We start from the raw sequence: 17,047 nt of genomic DNA, 5'->3' as shown, positions 1-17,047 counted from the left end.
ACTGACAACTAACAACTAACAACCAATATTATTATGCTTCAGCTAACATTTTTTCTCCAGCTTCGATTGCATCTTGAATAGAACCTTTCAAGTTGAAAGCAGCTTCTGGAAGGTGATCTAGCTCACCATCGATAATCATGTTAAATCCTTTGATAGTATCTTTAATATCAACTAATACTCCTGGGATACCTGTAAATTGCTCTGCTACGTGGAATGGCTGAGACAAGAAACGTTGTACACGACGTGCTCTAGATACAGAAAGTTTATCCTCTTCAGATAACTCTTCCATACCAAGAATCGCGATGATATCTTGAAGTTGTTTGTATTTTTGAAGAATTTCTTTTACTCTTTGTGCACAGTTGTAGTGCTCATCTCCTAAGATATGTGGAGTTAAAATTCTTGAAGTAGAATCTAACGGGTCAACCGCAGGATAGATACCTAACTCAGCAATTTTACGAGACAATACAGTTGTTGCATCTAAGTGAGCAAACGTTGTTGCTGGCGCCGGGTCAGTTAAGTCATCCGCAGGAACGTAAACCGCTTGTACAGATGTAATAGATCCTTTGTTTGTAGATGTAATACGCTCTTGCATAGCTCCCATCTCAGTTGCCAATGTTGGTTGGTAACCTACCGCAGATGGCATACGTCCTAAAAGTGCTGATACCTCAGAACCTGCTTGTGTAAAACGGAAGATATTATCAACGAAGAATAATACATCTTTACCTTGATCAGATCCAGCTCCATCACGGAAATACTCAGCGATAGATAATCCTGAAAGTGCCACACGTGCACGAGCTCCAGGTGGCTCATTCATTTGTCCGAAAACGAAAGTAGCTTTAGACTCTCTCATTCCTGGCATATCTACTTTAGATAAATCCCATCCTCCATTTTCCATAGAGTGCATGAAATCATCACCGTATTTAATAATTCCTGACTCTAACATCTCACGAAGCAAGTCATTTCCTTCACGTGTTCTTTCACCTACTCCAGCGAATACTGAAAGTCCACCGTGACCTTTTGCAATATTGTTGATCAACTCCTGAATCAATACTGTTTTACCTACTCCAGCACCACCAAACAATCCAATTTTACCTCCTTTTGCGTAAGGCTCGATCAAATCGATTACTTTAATACCTGTAAATAAAACTTCAGATGAAGTTGATAAATCTTCGAATTTAGGAGCTTGTCTGTGAATTGGCAAACCGTTCTCTCCAGTTTTAGGCAAATCACCTAAACCGTCAATGGCATCTCCAACAACATTAAATAAACGTCCATATACGTCTGGACCGATTGGCATTTGGATTGGATTTCCAGTTCCAACTACTTCATATCCTCTGCTTAAACCATCTGTTGAATCCATAGAAATGGTACGAACAGTGTTTTCACCAATATGAGATTGTACTTCTAGAACTAAGATTGTTCCATCTTTTTTTGTGATTTCTAGTGAATCATAAATTTTTGGAAGTTCAACATCTTTACCGTTGAAAACTACGTCTACTACTGGTCCAATGATTTGAGCAACTTTTCCTATTACTTTTGACATTACTTATGTATTTATTAAATAGCTATTTAGGTTTATCGAAAATACCTCTTTTTTCAGAGCGCAAAGATAATTTTTTAAAATATAAAATCAATTTTTTTTTCATAAAAAATAGCATGATTTTGTTTGATTCATAAAACTTGGCAAAAAAACAACCAAAACATTCATTTTTTAGTTAAAAGAAAAAACCGCTGCATTCTAAAAATGAGCGGCTTTCTTGTACTTTTCTCAAAACATTAAGGAAGTGTCTCTGGATATTGAATTGGATAAATACCCAAATCAACATGTCTCAATGTCGAGGTGTATTTTGCATTTATGGCATCTATAAAAATATTAGCAATTAAGCCATATCCTCTGGCACTTGGATGAACTCCGTCTAGAGAGAAGGCTCCTCCAGTTGCAAAAGAAGAACTCATTGTAAAATTCCCAAATCGGATTCCGCCACTTGCTAATTGTGTTAAAGTTGCTTTTGTATCAACAAACGCCAATCCTTTTTCTGTAGCTACCGCTTGAATTGTTGCATTATAGGCATCTGTAGCTTTTTTAATTTCTGCAATTTCAGTTGGAATCAACACGTGTTTGTCTTGTAAAGGATACGATATCCCAAATGCATTTAGTGGAGCTGGCGGTGCAATTCCAATTCCAGAATTTGCTGCTGTTGGTGCAGCACCAATATCTGCTCTCGCTGTTAGCACTACTAAATCAGTAGCTTTACTTTGTCTTGCCTGTCCGAAAACAGCACCATAGAAAGCCGCAGTCTGCGCACCTAATGTAGGCGTAAATGCCGCAGTTAATTGAGCAGACAAATTAGCTAAGCTCTCGTCTTTTATCAATAATGGACTTGCACCAGTCTCAGAAAGCAAATTAATTCTATCCCCTGCATTAAATGCAGTTAATGCTTGTTTTAAAGGCCCATATAATTGTGCATTAAGCGCTTTTATAGTAGCTACACCTACTGCTTCATTATTTTTTCCGATTACTTTAGCACTAAGCGGATTATAAGGAACAGTCGTAAAATGAGGTAAAGCTGTAATATAAGGTAAGTTTGCCACAACACCTTTTGCTCCTTTTGCAGTTAAAGCAGTAACCAAATTGGTATATACACTTGCAAAAACTGTTGGATCCGTGATGTCATTTCCGCCATAAGTTGCCGGATTAGGGTTTCCTGTCTGATCTTTACCCGTTCCTCCAGAAGTCGCATACGCCAAAACATCATTTCCTCCTATAAACAAAGAGAAAAAAGTTGGATTCTGAGCAACCGCATCAGCCAAAACAGTTGTTGAAGCCGTACTTGCAAATCTTGCAAAATAAGGATTAGCCGCACCTGTTGCCACACCAGCAACATTACCATAATTTGCAGCCAATAAATGAAAACTTTTTGCTCCTGGAACACCTAAATTACCAAATGTTCCACTAAGATGAGCTGTAACTTCTGTAGTTGGCTTGCCTATAACATTTGTTGGTGTCTGAGTTTGTCCAACAAAATAAAGACGCGTCCCTGCAATTATATTTCCTCCTAAAAGCAAACCACCAATATTATCATTCATAAGCGGCTGTGTAAAAGCGCCGCCACCTGCAGCAGCAAATTGCTGCGATAATATATTTGGATACGAGTTTTCTTGTCCTTTTTTAAACAATGCATTATCACTATATCCTGCCGCAAAAGAATCTCCAAGCGCAATATATTTCGTAAAAACCGCCGTACCAGGAACAACTGGCACTTCAACTGGCGTATCATTATCATCACTATTACATGAGGCCATAATGGTTAAAGAAACCAAAAACAACCATTTTATATTTTTTTTCATCTTAATACTTTTTTAAAATTATTACCACTTTCTCTCTCTCAATCAATCATCATTATGGATTAATTGTCCAAGAAGCAAACCACATTTGACCAATCATACCCGCTCCAATAACCTGAAGATAATCTGATCCGAAAAGATTGGTAGCTCCTACTTTAATAACAGATTTCCATTTTGGAAGTGCATAATTTATCTGAGCATCAAGAACAGTATTTTCCGGAATCATGCCATCTCCAAAAGAAGACTCCCACAAATATTCTGAATTCCATCTTACGTTTACATTAAAACCTAAGTTTTTAATCACTTTTGCATTTCCTAAAGAAGCTTTAATTCTATGTTTTGGAGTATTGAAGCCAGCCACAAAATCAGGATCATCAGCTTGATCGAAATTAAATTGTGCATAGTTATAGTTTACACCTACCTCAAAATCTTTATATACTTTCTTAGACAAACCAGCCCCAAAACCAAATGAAGAAATTTGAGCAGTTGTATTAGTATACACCTGATACACTCTTCTATCTCCAAATGCAAGAGCTTGATAAGATTCAGGTGTTCCAACTGTTCCATAGTAAGGAGAGATAACTCTCGCCGTATTCATAAAATCATTATAAATGTTATAATAAGCATTTAAATCTACTGATAAATCATTCTGAACTACTGTGCGATAACCCGCTTCAAATGCTTGAACTTGCTCCGGTTTTACCAATCCAATATTAGCTACTTGAAGATCTCCAGGATTTGCTGAAGCCGCAAAAGCCTGAACCGACGCTACTGTATAAGCATTTCGGTACGCATTTTGCCCTGACATATTAACTGTTGCTGGCTGCCCTAAAGCCTGTCCAGCCGCACTAACATTTACAGTTTCCTGAAAACGATCTAAATTTTCTGGCGCTGATCCAATTAATGCAAAAGGCCCTAAATCTAAACCAATATATTGATCCTGTGTGGTTGGATTACGGAAACCAGTTTGGTAAGACAATCTGAAATTGTGATTTTTAGAAGCACCTGCAGAATAAACAAAAGAAACTCTAGGTGAAATGTTTCCATCAAAATTCTGGCTTTTATCATAACGTAAAGATCCTGTAAATTTCAATCTATCATCTAAGAATTTTTTCTGAAGCTGCGCATAAGCACCATATTCTTTGTATTCGATTGGACCATCATAATCCGTGAAAATTGTTCCTTCAGAATCCATTACGTATTTTCTCCAAGAACCTCCAACTTGAACTTCAGCCCATTTTATAATATCTCTAAAATTATAATTTACATCTGAGTGATATAATTTAGAATGATCAATAAACTTCGCTCCTTGAGTCAAATCTGGGTTTGCAGTAACACTTGACAATGCCTGATTAAACTGAGGGCTTCCTGGTTCAAATCTTGCCGATCCTGTTGGTTTAGGAATAAACGATATCTGAGCCGGCAATACATTATAATCTGCAAAGTTTCTAGCAATAGCCGCAGATTCATTAGCATTTGTTCCCATAACCGCACCTGCATATTGATAAGCCGTTGCATAATTTGTAAACCACTCTACATCAGATTTTGCTGCTCTGTTAACATTCCATGCCGCAAACCTCATATCATAAGAATTTCCAGCATCTTCACTTGTAAAATAAACTCTTCCGAAAAAGTTTTTCCCTTTTACCTCAAACTTACCTTGCTGCATTAAGAAATCTTTCAAAGCATATCTGTTTGCACCCTGATAAATAGTACTTCCTGTACCAATTTTATATTGCAATATAAATTCTGTATCGTTTGCCCAAGGTTTAATATGCGCACTAAAATCTGCTTTCATACTCTGAACTTTGTTATCTGTCAAATCTTGTTCGCGATACCCTGTTCTACTAACTTGCCCTACGTTCGGAATAAATGTTGTAACCTCGTCACCGTAAATATTTAATCCGTCATAATTTTGATTCACTGCGTGACTATCTCCTCCAGCCGTCATACTTCTTTTATCATTCGCAATCCATTCGCTAGCTTCCATGTAAGTGAAATTCGCTTTCATTGCAAAATGTTTAGTAAAAGCTTTTGCTGCTCTAATTCCAAAATCATTATAATCATTTGTACCCGCAGCATTTTGACTCGTTTGTCCGTATTTGTAGTAAACGCTAATTCCTTCATTTGTAAAAGGACTTTTACTAGTCATAAACATAATACCATTGAAAGCATTTGCTCCATAAAGAGCTGAAGAAGCTCCTGGAAGTAACTCTACACTAGCAACATCAATATCCGAAACACCAATAAGATTTCCTAAAACAAAGTTTAAAGCCGGAGATGAATTATCCATTCCGTCCACCAATTGCATGAAACGAGTATTTGCGACAGTAGCAAAACCTCTTGTATTTATTGATTTAAAAGAAATACTGCTTGTATTAAAATTTACTTCTTTCAAATTTTCTAAACCATCATAGAAAGTCGCCGCTGTAGTATTTTTAATCTCCTGAAGTCCCATGCGTTCAATAGTTACTGGCGATTCAATAACTCTTTCAGGTGTTCTCGAAGCAGAAACTACAATTTCATCCAATTTAGTTTCTTCATCTTTTAAAATTACATTCAATTTTTGATTTGCAGCAGTAACATTAATTGTTTTCGATTCAAAACCGATTGCCGAGACCTTTACAGAAAAAGGCAATTTTGCATTGGTAGATAATTTAAACGATCCGTCAAAATCTGTAGACGCACCGGTACTTTCGCCAACAACAACAATATTAGCACCAGGAATAGATTGTTTGTTACCATCTGTAACCGAACCTGTTATTGTATTCTGCGCAAAAGATATTCCGCTGAAGAACAACAACATAATTAGCAAGTAGACTCTCATTTGGGTTTAGTTTTTTCGTTAGTATATAGCCAAAATACATAAATATTTTAATATGCATAAAAAAACGTTAAATAAAATTCATATTTAGCATCATTTTTTACAATATTTTAACTATTTCTTAATTCAATTTATTAAACTAAAATCAAAGAAAACAAGAAGAAAAACCAATATACTATGCATACATATAAATTTTCACTAAAAAATTGAAAATTTCATAAAAATACATATGCAGAAAAAAAAATTTGACAATAAAAAAAAGCGAGACCTAAATCTCGCTTTTTTAACATATTTGTAACTAAAAATAAAATCTATTCTACCGTAACTGACTTAGCTAAGTTACGCGGTTGATCTACATTACAACCTCTCATAACTGCAATATAATAAGAAAGCAATTGCAATGGAATAGTTGTAACCAATGGAGATAAAGCATCTGAAGTTTCTGGAATCTCGATTACATAATCTGCCAATTCACGAACTTGAATATCTCCTTTTGTAACTACAGCGATAATTTTACCACTTCTAGATTTAATTTCCTGAATGTTACTCACAATCTTATCGTAATGCCCTTGTTTCGGAGCAATTACAATAACCGGCATATGTTCATCAATTAAAGCAATCGGGCCGTGTTTCATCTCAGCAGCCGGATAACCTTCTGCGTGGATATATGAGATTTCTTTTAATTTTAAAGCTCCTTCTAAAGCAACAGGGAAATTATATCCTCTACCTAAATAAAGACAGTTAGGCGAATCTTTAAAAGCCGCTGCAATTTCTTTTGCTTTGTCATTAGTTTCTAAAGCTTCAGCCACTTTTTCAGGAATAATTTCTAACTCTTGAAGATAAGTATGGAAATCTGTATTTGACAATGTTCCTTTTGCTTTTCCTAATTTTAACGCAATCATCGTTAAAACGGTAATCTGAGTAGTAAAAGCTTTTGTTGAAGCTACACCAATTTCTGGACCAGCGTGTGTATAAGCACCTGCATGACTTTCTCTTGATATAGAAGACCCAACAACATTACAAACACCAAATACGAAAGCTCCATTTTCTTTTGCTAATTTAATAGCCGCCATTGTATCTGCAGTTTCTCCTGATTGCGAAATAGCAATTACAACATCATCTTTATTGATGATTGGGTTTCTGTATCTGAATTCAGAAGCATATTCTACTTCAACTGGAATACGTGTAAATTCCTCAAAAATATATTCTGCAACTAAACCTGCGTGCCAAGAAGTTCCGCAAGCTACAATTAGAATACGTTTTGCATTTAAGAATTTTTCCAGATTATCCTCAACACCAGCCATTTGAACGATTCCTTCATTTGCATGAAGTCTTCCTCTGTAAGTATCTTTAATTACACTTGGCTGCTCGTAGATTTCTTTCAACATAAAATGATCGTAACCCCCTTTCTCAATCTGCTCCAAATTCATCTGAAGTTCTTGAATATAAGGATCAACTAACGAGTCATCTTTAATTTTTCTGATTTTAATAGCTTTATGCAATCTGATATTCGCCATTTCGCCATCTTCCAAATACACTGCATTAGAAGTATATTCGATAAATGGTGACGCATCAGAAGCTACAAAGTATTCACCTTCTCCAACACCAATTGCCAACGGACTTCCTAATCTAGCCGCAACAAGTTCGTTTGGATTTTTTTTATCAAAAACAGCAATTGCATAAGCCCCAACCACTTGGTTAAGTGCAATCTGAACAGCTTTTCCTAATTTAATATTTTCTTTCTTTTGAACTTCTTCTATTAAATTAACTAAAACCTCAGTATCCGTATCTGATTTAAAAGTATAACCTCTTTTGATAAGTTCTTCTTTTAATGGAGCGTAATTTTCTATAATTCCGTTATGAATAATTACTAAATCTCCAGAATTAGAAACATGAGGATGTGAATTGACATCATTAGGAACACCATGTGTTGCCCAACGTGTATGCCCAATTCCAATATTTCCCTTTACAGTAAAACCTTCATTGGCTTTAGCTTCAAGATCTGAAACCTTGCCTTTTGTTTTACAAACTTTTACGCCAGACTCTTCGTCATACAACATAACGCCGGCACTATCATATCCTCTGTACTCAAGACGCTTTAATCCTTTGACAACAATAGGATACGCATCTCTATGACCGATATATCCAACAATTCCACACATATATATTTATTAATTTGGTTTCGTGTAGTAGACTTCAAGTCTCAATCTTTTGTCGTCTGGAACAGTAGACTTTCCTCCATACAAGATTGTACCTAAAGTACTCATAATAGACCCTCTTGGTACTTGTGAAAAATACTTTACAGGATCATCTTGAATTTGAATCTTATTTTTCAAAACATTTGATGCAACCGAAGCAGTTCCTGTTGATTGTGAAACAACAATTCCTAAATCAACATTTTTAACTGTTGCATCTTTAATAAGATTTCGAATATGATTTGTAATTCTAAATTTATATGTCTTTCCTCTTTTATCAGTACCTTTAGTAATTACCCCTCCATAAGATTCTGTCGAATAATCTGCTAAAACCGTATTATTATCTAAATCATACAAGTATAACCTAATTGGTTCGTCAGCACTAGTCATTTTTTCAGCATCTATATAAAAAACAAGATTGGCTTCATTTACTTTCCAGCCCTTATCTCTAATTGTTGCCAATTGAGAAGCAAAACCACTTAAACGAATAACTCCAGCAGAACCTTTTCCGCCTTTTAAATACAATCTTTCGTCTCCTTCTGTTTTATTTACATTGGTAGTTATAGCGGCTTCATAATCTGGCTTTCGAATTTCATCGAGCAAACTAGCTGTAGCAGCCGGATTTACTGCACTTCCAGTAGTAAGATTCAAAACAATCTGTTTATCTTCTGTCAAATTAGGATCATCAGTTGTAGAGGCGGTTTTTGCTTTATATTTTATAGTTATTTTTCCTTCTGCAAAATTCAAAAGAGCTAAATTACTTGGACTTGTTCCAGATTTTGCAACATTAAAATATAATCCTCTAAAATATTCCTGAAAAACATCATCAGACGCAAGTTTTGAAGCGGGAGCATTTAATATTTTTTGTTGAAAAAATGATTTGTTTAAGTTTAAACGCATTTCCGGTTTTACTCTGCTAAGCGTTTTTTTACCATCTGTAGTAATACTATCCTTGTATTCGGCAGCACTAAAAACAAATTGTGTATTTTCAGAAGCAGTGTTACTGTCATTTAAAAAGGCACCAATTTTTTTATTATCAAATTCAGTATTTTGATCTGTATAATAAAATTGTGTCAATTGAGAACCACCATTAAAATAGCTATTTCTCATCTGAATACCCGATTCGTAAATCTTCAAGTCAAGTTTTCCATCTTTACTTCCATAAATAGAATCCAGCACATATGTATTATCTCCTTCTGCTGAAGTTGCTGTTACATGGCTAAAATAAGGAATATTCAAAGTAACACTTTCAATAACAGGCGACTCACCAATAGTTGGAGCATAAGATGACATTACTACCTGCGTCACAAAATTTGCAGTTGTAGTTCCAAAAACTGGATTATCATAAATACCCAAAGCATTTGTAGGTAAAAAATTTGATTGAACAGGCGTAATTTCCTGATTAAAAGCTAAAACATCATATTTTTCAGGCTCAAGCCCAAAATGATCATCTCCAATTAAACCATCACCAATTGCATTAAAATCTTTATCGCAAGAATATAAAAAAACTACAGTTAAAGCTAAAAGAAATTTCTTAATAAAAGAAGTATTAATCATGTTTTATAATAAGTTAAAATTTTAAAGTCCAAATGTTCTATAGAAATTTGTATAAGCGTCAGCAAATGCATCTTTCGCGGCGAAAGGTAAAAAAGGTTTTCCTGAAGATTCTATAAATTTTGTTAAACTTGGAGAAACATTTTCAGATGCAATTATTACACCATCAGAATGTAAAATGCTAGCTTTTAAAACATTCTCGTAATTTGGAACCTCTAAATCTGAAACAGCTTCATGAGGAACACCGTCAAATTTAACTTTATTGATCATTTCCAAATCTAAATTTTCATCAAAAGACTGTCCGTAAACAGAGGTGATAATTTTAGTTTCAGAAAATAATGCTTCATTTTTGTAATAATGTTTCATATAGATCGGCAGCATTGCCGCCAGCCATCCATGAACATGAATGATATCTGGAACCCAGTTCAATTTTTTCACTGTTTCTACGACACCTTTAGCAAAGAAAATTGCTCTTTCATCATTATCTGGATACAAAACACCTTCTTCATCAGCGAAAGTTGCTTTGCGTTTAAAGTATTCGTCATTATCAATAAAGTAAACCTGAATTCTTTCCTTCGGAATTGACGCTACTTTAATAATCAATGGCATATCTAAGTCATTCACTACCAAATTCATTCCGGAAAGTCTAATCACTTCATGCAATTGATGTCTTCTTTCATTGATATTCCCGTATCTTGGCATGAAAATTCTTATCTGACCGCCTTGATCATTAATCATTTTCGGAACGTCATAAGACATTAAAGAAACCTCATTTTCAGCCAAATAAGGCACGACTTCAGATGATACATATAATATCCTCTTATCTTTCATAATAGTATTTTACTTAATTTTGGTAATAAAAACGTCGCAAAATTACAAAATTTTATGCAGTTTATAACTAATATATTATGTTTGCACTAAATTTTAATAATACCTCAATGCATATTTTCTACAGTAAAGCAGCGTTGATAGCTTATCTTAAAACTATCAAAACCGCAAATTCAACCATCGGATTTGTACCTACAATGGGCGCTTTACACCAAGGCCATTTGGCTTTAATGCAACGTTCGTTAAAAGAAAACGACGATACAGTTGTGAGCATTTTTGTCAATCCAACTCAATTTAATAATCCCGAAGATTTAGCAAAATATCCAAGAACTCTTGAAGAAGATGTTAAGAAAATGCGTACATTAAGTGATAAAATTATTTTATATGCACCTTCGGTCGAAGATATTTATGAAGGAAATACGATTTCTCAGACTTTTGATTTCGACGGATTGGAAAATCAAATGGAAGGAAAATTTAGGCCAGGCCATTTTAACGGAGTTGGAACAATTGTAAAAAGGTTATTTGAAATTGTAACTCCAACCAACGCCTATTTTGGAGAGAAAGATTTTCAACAGCTTCAAATTGTTAAAAAACTAGTAGAAAAAACAAATTTACCTGTAAATATTGTTGGCTGTCCTATTTTTAGAGAAGAAAACCAGCTGGCAATGAGTTCTCGTAATGAACGTTTGACTAGCGAAGAAAGAAAAAATGCTTCGATTATTTATAAAACGCTAACTGAAGCTAAAGAGATTTTCCAGAATAACTCTCCGCAAGAAACAATTGAATTTGTAGAAAATTCTTTTAAAGACAATAAAGACTTCGAACTGGAATATTTTGTCATTGCTGACGAATCAACACTTTTACCTATTAATCAAAAAGAGAATGATAAAAACTATCGTGCTTTTATAGCAGTATTTGTTAATTCTATAAGACTGATAGACACCATTTCATTTAATTAATCTAACTTTGCAACATGCAAATTCAAGTTATAAAATCAAAAATTCATCGCGTTAAAGTAACGGGTGCCGATTTAAATTATATTGGCAGCATTACTATTGATGAAACTCTACTGGAAGCTTCAAATATTATTGAAGGCGAAAAGGTATCTATTGTTAACATTAATAATGGCGAGCGTTTTGAAACTTACGCTATTAAAGGTGAAAAAAATTCAGGCGAAATTACTTTGAATGGTCCTGCAGCAAGAAAAGTACAGAAAGATGATATCATTATTATTATTTCTTACGCTACTTTGGATTTTGAAGAAGCTAAAACCTTCAAGCCATGGATTATTTTCCCTAATGAAAATGACAATTCTTTAACTTAAGATTTTCCTTTTCTTATCGAATTCTCTTACTTTGTCAAAAGTCCATTTTGTACAAAAAGGCCTCCTTTTGCCTAAATTTGAAAAGATTTTAGGCTTGTAAATCTTTGCTTCAATTTTAAAAACCAACTTCATAAAGAAGCAAATAAAATAGTATATTGCTACCCTATTTTCAATACTTTTTAATTCACTGAAATCCCTCAAATCATGAAAAAAGTTTACCTACTAATTCTTTTTATTTCATTTTCGTCGTTCGCACAAAAAACGTTCGACAATATTAAATCGGAAAAACTAGGAGAAGAACGAAGAATCACCATCGGACTTCCTGCTTCTTATGAAGCCAACAAAGACAAAAAATATCCTGTTCTATATTTATTAGATGGAGATTATTTATTTGATCCATTTTCTGGAGCTGTAAGTTATGGTAATTATTGGGATGATATTCCGGAGATGATCATTATCGGAATTCACCAAAATAAAGATGGAGAACGTTTTGACGATACAACAATCGATCAAAATACTGGGCTTCCTTTTGAGAAAGGTGCTAAATTTTTCGAATTTATTGGAGCAGAATTAATTCCATATATCGAAAAAAAATACAGAACTTCTCCGTTTAGAATTATTGCAGGACATGATTTAACAGCAGGTTTTGCTAATTTTTATTTGTATAAAGAAACCTCAATTTTTAATGCTTATATCTGTTTAAGTCCAGAATTAGCACCTAAAATGGAAGTTCGAATTCCAGAAAAGTTTGCAAAAGTAAAAGAACCTATTTTCTTTTACTTATCGGCTGCTGATGGAGATATCAAAAAAATTAAAGAACCGATAGATAAATTGAACAGCAATATTAAAATTGCAAATAATCCGTTAGTAAATTATAAATATGAAGTTTTTAAAGGCACTACACATTATACAGAAGTGCTGCATTCTATTCCGAGTGCCCTTTATCAGATATTTGAAGTTTATAGACCGATAAATTCTGCAGAATACAATGATAAAATTGCCGTTCTTCAATCTGGATATGCAGAATATTTGGAGAATAAATACAATGCAATGTCACAAGTTTTAGGAGTTCAAATTCCTGTTAGAATGAGTGATTTTAAAGTAATTGAAAATATTATTTTAAGAAACAACGCTTACAGCGAATTAGGAAAAATGGCTGAAATAGGAAATGTAAATTATCCAAAAGCCATGTTGGGAGAATATGAATTAGGTTTAATGTACGAAAAGCAAGGCGATCCGAAACATGCTTCAAAGAAATATCAAAACGCTTCGCAAATGGAACCGATTGGTGATTTGAATAAAGATTTGATGTATGAGAAAATCGATGAAATGAATACGCTTGCGAAAAAAAATAGATAATGTCAAAAGTTAAAACTTCCTTTTTTTGTCAGAACTGCGGAACTCAATATGCCAAATGGCAAGGACAATGCAATGCCTGCAAAGAATGGAATACGATTGCCGAAGAAATCATTCAAAAACAGGATAAAGTAGCTTGGAAAAGCGAATCTGCTCCAACTGGAAAAGCACCAAGACCTTTAAAAATTAACGAAATTGATTCTGCTCAGGAAGTCCGAATGGACACCACAGACAGTGAATTGAATCGTGTTTTAGGAGGCGGACTTGTTCCTGGATCTTTAACGCTTTTGGGCGGAGAACCCGGCATCGGAAAAAGTACACTTTTGCTGCAAGTTTCTTTAAAATTACCTTATAAAACCTTGTATGTTTCTGGAGAAGAAAGTCAGAAACAAATTAAAATGCGCGCGGAAAGAATTACGCCAAATAGCGAAAACTGTTATATTCTAACCGAAACCAAAACGCAAAATATCTTTAAACAAATTGAGACTATTCAGCCTGAAGTTGTTATTATTGACTCGATTCAGACTTTACATACAGATTATATCGAATCAACAGCGGGAAGTATTTCTCAAATTCGAGAAACCACTGCAGAATTGATCAAATTTGCCAAAGAAAGTAATATTCCAGTTATTTTAATTGGACATATTACCAAAGACGGAAATATCGCTGGTCCAAAAATTTTGGAACATATGGTTGATACCGTTTTACAATTTGAAGGTGATCGAAACCATGTATATCGCATTTTGCGTTCCTTGAAAAACCGTTTCGGGTCGACTGCTGAATTGGGAATTTACGAAATGCTCGGAAGCGGTTTGCGTGAAGTAAATAATCCTTCTGAAATTCTAATTTCACACAAAGACGAAGAACTTTCAGGAACAGCAATTGCTACAACACTTGAAGGGATGCGTCCACTGATGATTGAAATCCAATCTTTAGTAAGCACAGCTGTTTACGGAACGCCTCAAAGAAGCACAACGGGTTATAACGCAAAAAGACTAAATATGATTTTGGCTGTTTTAGAAAAAAGAGCCGGTTTCCGTTTAGGTGCCAAAGACGTTTTTCTGAATGTTACTGGCGGAATTTCGGTTGACGATCCAGCAATTGATTTAGCGGTTGTTGCGGCCATTTTATCATCAAACGAAGATATTCCGGTTGGAAAAGGCTTCTGTTTTGCTGGTGAAGTCGGACTTTCTGGAGAAATTCGTCCTGTTAATCGTGTGGATCAGCGCATTCAAGAAGCTGAAAAATTAGGTTTTGATACTATCTTTGTTTCTAAATACAACAAAATTGCTTTAAAAAATACAGGAATCAAAATCGAATTGGTTGCTAAAATTGAAGATGTTGCCAGCATTCTTTTTGGTTGATTTCTGATAAAAATACCACTATGAATTTTCCAAAACAAAAAATATACAAAGCATTAAAAATATTAGGAATACTATTGGTTTTGCTTTGCATTGCGCTTTACTACTTTCGTGACTCGCTTTTAAAACAGGCAATTGCAAAAGTAACTCATAAAATGGCAGTCGAATACAACAGTAATTTCTCTGTAAAATCGGCCTCATTTGATGGTTTATCCACCATACATTTGACCGATGTTGTACTGGCACCGATAAATGCGGATACGCTTTGTAAAATCAAAAACGTGGAGACCAGCATCAGTTTAAGCAATTTATTAATTGGAGATGTTCAGATTGGAACTTTAAAAATTGATAACGGCTACATTCAATTAGTCAAAAAAGGTAAAAAACGAAATTTTGATGCCTTTCTAAAAAGAAATCGTGAAGAAACAGATTCGAATGAAAAGCGCAAATATGCTTCATTTGCTTACCGAATTATTTCTAAAGTATTGAATCTGGTTCCTACCGATATGGATTTGAAAAACTTTAAATTCAAAATCGATGACAACGGAAAACTAACATCTATCGACGTAAACAAACTAGTTTTAAACAATAAACAATTAGAAACCAATCTTCATGTTCAGGCAAAAGATTTTGATCAGCGTTGGAACATTAAGGGATTTGCAGATCCGAGAAATCAAAAAGCAGATATTCGATTTTTTAATTTAGACACTGGCGCCATTCGCGTTCCTTATCTGGATCAGCGTTACAACTTAAAAGCAAGTTTTGATTCGATTCGTTTAAATGTTCAAAACATTGATAAAAGTGGCAGCGAATTGCATATTGACGGCTTTACTTCTATTGCTAATCTTACAATCAATCACCCAAAAATTGCCAGCAAAGATGTTGTTATAAAAAACGCCCGTTTTGATTACCGTTTTTTACTGGGAGACAATTTTATTTCGATCGACAGCACTTCAACAATGCAATTGAACAAAATTAAAGTTCGTCCTTACGTTTCATACGATACCGAAAAAGACACGGTTTACACTTTGAAAGTTGATATTCCGAAAATGAAAGCGCAGGATTTTATCGTTTCGCTTCCTGATGGATTATTTACGCATTTTCAAGGCATGCAGGCAACTGGAAATTTTGATTATAAATTGGATTTCAAATTCAATAAAAATAAACCCAACACACTCGTTTTTGACAGTAAGTTAAACAAAGAAGATTTAAAAATTACCAAATATGGCGAAGCCGATTTAAATAAATTAAACGGAGAATTTGTTTATCGTGCAATTATTCAAAACGTTTTGCAAAGACCTGTTTTGGTTGGAAATGCGAATCCGAATTATACGCCTTTAGACCAGATTTCTCCTTATTTAAGAAAATGTGTTTTAACGACAGAAGATCCATCATTTTTCTCGCATCGCGGATTTATAAATGAAGCTTTCAAGCAATCGATTCTTAAGAATATCAGAACCAAGAAATTTTCTCGTGGCGCCAGTACAATCAGTATGCAGTTGATTAAGAATGTCTTTTTAACGCGTGAAAAAACACTTTCGCGAAAGCTCGAAGAAATTTTATTGGTTTATATTTTAGAAAACAATCGAATTGTTAGCAAAGAAAGAATGCTGGAAGTGTATTTCAACATAATTGAATGGGGACCAAACGTTTACGGAATTGGCGAAGCGAGTCATTTTTATTTCCAAAAAAGCCCAGCCGATTTAAATGTTGACGAATGTCTTTATTTGGCAACGATTATTCCGAAGCCGAGAAAATTTATGTATCAGTTTAACGATCAAGGCAATTTGAAAGATTATGCGATTAAAAACCAAAAATTCTTAAAGAATTTAATGTTTAGAAGAGGGCTTTTGGTACCTGAAGATACAATTGGGATATTACCAGTTTATATTTCTGGAAATGCTCGTTCTTTAATCAAAATTAAAGTTCCGGATTCTACAGCAGTTAAAAATGATTCTTTGTCTGTTGGAGATGAATTTGATTTATAGTTATTTTCTGCCACGAAGGCACTGAGACGCTAAGTTTTTTTTGTTTTTAATCTCTCAAAGACGCAGAGTCGCAAAGTTTTTTCAATAGCCCCTAGCTAAAGCTAGGGGGAAAATCGAAATAGAAAAAGAGCTTTAGCCAAACTTTACTAGTTTGGCTAAAGCTCTTTGATTTGCGTTTATATTTTCTTTCATCCAGCTAACGCTGGACATTATTGAGCTTAAAAAAATAACTTTGCGACTCTGCGTCTTTGCGAGATTAAAATAAACCTTCG

The 17,047-nt window shown here is 34.4% G+C and carries 11 protein-coding genes; 5 read left to right on the top strand and 6 right to left on the bottom strand.

The window, feature by feature from the left end; translation table 11 throughout:
* Positions 1-31: 31 nt before the first annotated feature.
* From atpD to LL966_RS13260, 6 genes are all read right to left on the bottom strand, one after another.
* Positions 32-1,543 (bottom strand): F0F1 ATP synthase subunit beta, encoded by a 1,512-nt coding sequence (atpD, locus tag LL966_RS13285; protein WP_057115305.1) that lies wholly within the window; start codon positions 1,541-1,543, stop codon positions 32-34.
* A 233-nt stretch (positions 1,544-1,776) separates the two neighbouring features.
* Positions 1,777-3,348, bottom strand: coding sequence for an SGNH/GDSL hydrolase family protein (locus LL966_RS13280; protein ID WP_229353871.1), 1,572 nt, complete (start codon positions 3,346-3,348; stop codon positions 1,777-1,779).
* Between the two features lie 52 nt (positions 3,349-3,400).
* On the bottom strand, positions 3,401-6,172 hold the full coding sequence (locus LL966_RS13275) for a TonB-dependent receptor (protein WP_229353870.1): 2,772 nt from the start codon (positions 6,170-6,172) through the stop codon (positions 3,401-3,403).
* Positions 6,173-6,480: 308 nt separating this feature from the next.
* Positions 6,481-8,331, bottom strand: coding sequence for a glutamine--fructose-6-phosphate transaminase (isomerizing) (gene glmS, locus LL966_RS13270; protein ID WP_229353869.1), 1,851 nt, complete (start codon positions 8,329-8,331; stop codon positions 6,481-6,483).
* Between the two features lie 9 nt (positions 8,332-8,340).
* Complete coding sequence (locus LL966_RS13265) at positions 8,341-9,921, bottom strand: DUF4270 domain-containing protein (RefSeq protein ID WP_229353868.1); 1,581 nt, start codon at positions 9,919-9,921, stop codon at positions 8,341-8,343.
* A gap of 21 nt (positions 9,922-9,942) precedes the next feature.
* A complete protein-coding gene (locus tag LL966_RS13260; protein ID WP_229353866.1) occupies positions 9,943-10,749 on the bottom strand; it encodes a glycogen/starch synthase in 807 nt (268 codons plus the stop codon).
* A 77-nt stretch (positions 10,750-10,826) separates the two neighbouring features.
* Between LL966_RS13260 and panC the strand changes: the two genes are divergently transcribed.
* From panC to LL966_RS13235, 5 genes are all read left to right on the top strand, one after another.
* Positions 10,827-11,705 (top strand): pantoate--beta-alanine ligase, encoded by an 879-nt coding sequence (gene panC, locus LL966_RS13255; RefSeq protein ID WP_229353864.1) that lies wholly within the window; start codon positions 10,827-10,829, stop codon positions 11,703-11,705.
* 14 nt (positions 11,706-11,719) lie between these two features.
* A complete protein-coding gene (gene panD, locus LL966_RS13250) occupies positions 11,720-12,070 on the top strand; it encodes an aspartate 1-decarboxylase (protein WP_008465481.1) in 351 nt (116 codons plus the stop codon).
* A gap of 204 nt (positions 12,071-12,274) precedes the next feature.
* On the top strand, positions 12,275-13,429 hold the full coding sequence (locus tag LL966_RS13245) for an alpha/beta hydrolase (protein ID WP_229353858.1): 1,155 nt from the start codon (positions 12,275-12,277) through the stop codon (positions 13,427-13,429).
* A complete protein-coding gene (radA, locus tag LL966_RS13240; RefSeq protein ID WP_223706242.1) occupies positions 13,429-14,790 on the top strand; it encodes a DNA repair protein RadA in 1,362 nt (453 codons plus the stop codon). Before LL966_RS13245 ends, radA begins: the two co-directional genes overlap by 1 nt.
* Before the next feature lie 20 nt (positions 14,791-14,810).
* Positions 14,811-16,775 (top strand): transglycosylase domain-containing protein, encoded by a 1,965-nt coding sequence (locus LL966_RS13235; RefSeq protein WP_229353856.1) that lies wholly within the window; start codon positions 14,811-14,813, stop codon positions 16,773-16,775.
* Positions 16,776-17,047 lie beyond the last annotated feature (272 nt).

It is taken from the genome of Flavobacterium chungbukense (genome assembly GCF_020805785.1).
Taxonomy (GTDB): domain Bacteria; phylum Bacteroidota; class Bacteroidia; order Flavobacteriales; family Flavobacteriaceae; genus Flavobacterium; species Flavobacterium chungbukense.
This window is presented reverse-complemented; position numbering and strand designations above follow the sequence as displayed.

Excerpts from the sequence above, each read along its gene's own strand:
- atpD (WP_057115305.1), bottom strand. The coding sequence starts at position 1,543 with ATGTCAAAAGTAATAGGAAAAGTTGCTCAAATCATTGGACCAGTAGTA.
- LL966_RS13280 (WP_229353871.1), bottom strand. The coding sequence starts at position 3,348 with ATGAAAAAAAATATAAAATGGTTGTTTTTGGTTTCTTTAACCATTATG.
- LL966_RS13275 (WP_229353870.1), bottom strand. The coding sequence starts at position 6,172 with ATGAGAGTCTACTTGCTAATTATGTTGTTGTTCTTCAGCGGAATATCT.
- glmS (WP_229353869.1), bottom strand. The coding sequence starts at position 8,331 with ATGTGTGGAATTGTTGGATATATCGGTCATAGAGATGCGTATCCTATT.
- LL966_RS13265 (WP_229353868.1), bottom strand. The coding sequence starts at position 9,921 with ATGATTAATACTTCTTTTATTAAGAAATTTCTTTTAGCTTTAACTGTA.
- LL966_RS13260 (WP_229353866.1), bottom strand. The coding sequence starts at position 10,749 with ATGAAAGATAAGAGGATATTATATGTATCATCTGAAGTCGTGCCTTAT.
- panC (WP_229353864.1), top strand. The coding sequence starts at position 10,827 with ATGTTTGCACTAAATTTTAATAATACCTCAATGCATATTTTCTACAGT.
- panD (WP_008465481.1), top strand. The coding sequence starts at position 11,720 with ATGCAAATTCAAGTTATAAAATCAAAAATTCATCGCGTTAAAGTAACG.
- LL966_RS13245 (WP_229353858.1), top strand. The coding sequence starts at position 12,275 with ATGAAAAAAGTTTACCTACTAATTCTTTTTATTTCATTTTCGTCGTTC.
- radA (WP_223706242.1), top strand. The coding sequence starts at position 13,429 with ATGTCAAAAGTTAAAACTTCCTTTTTTTGTCAGAACTGCGGAACTCAA.
- LL966_RS13235 (WP_229353856.1), top strand. The coding sequence starts at position 14,811 with ATGAATTTTCCAAAACAAAAAATATACAAAGCATTAAAAATATTAGGA.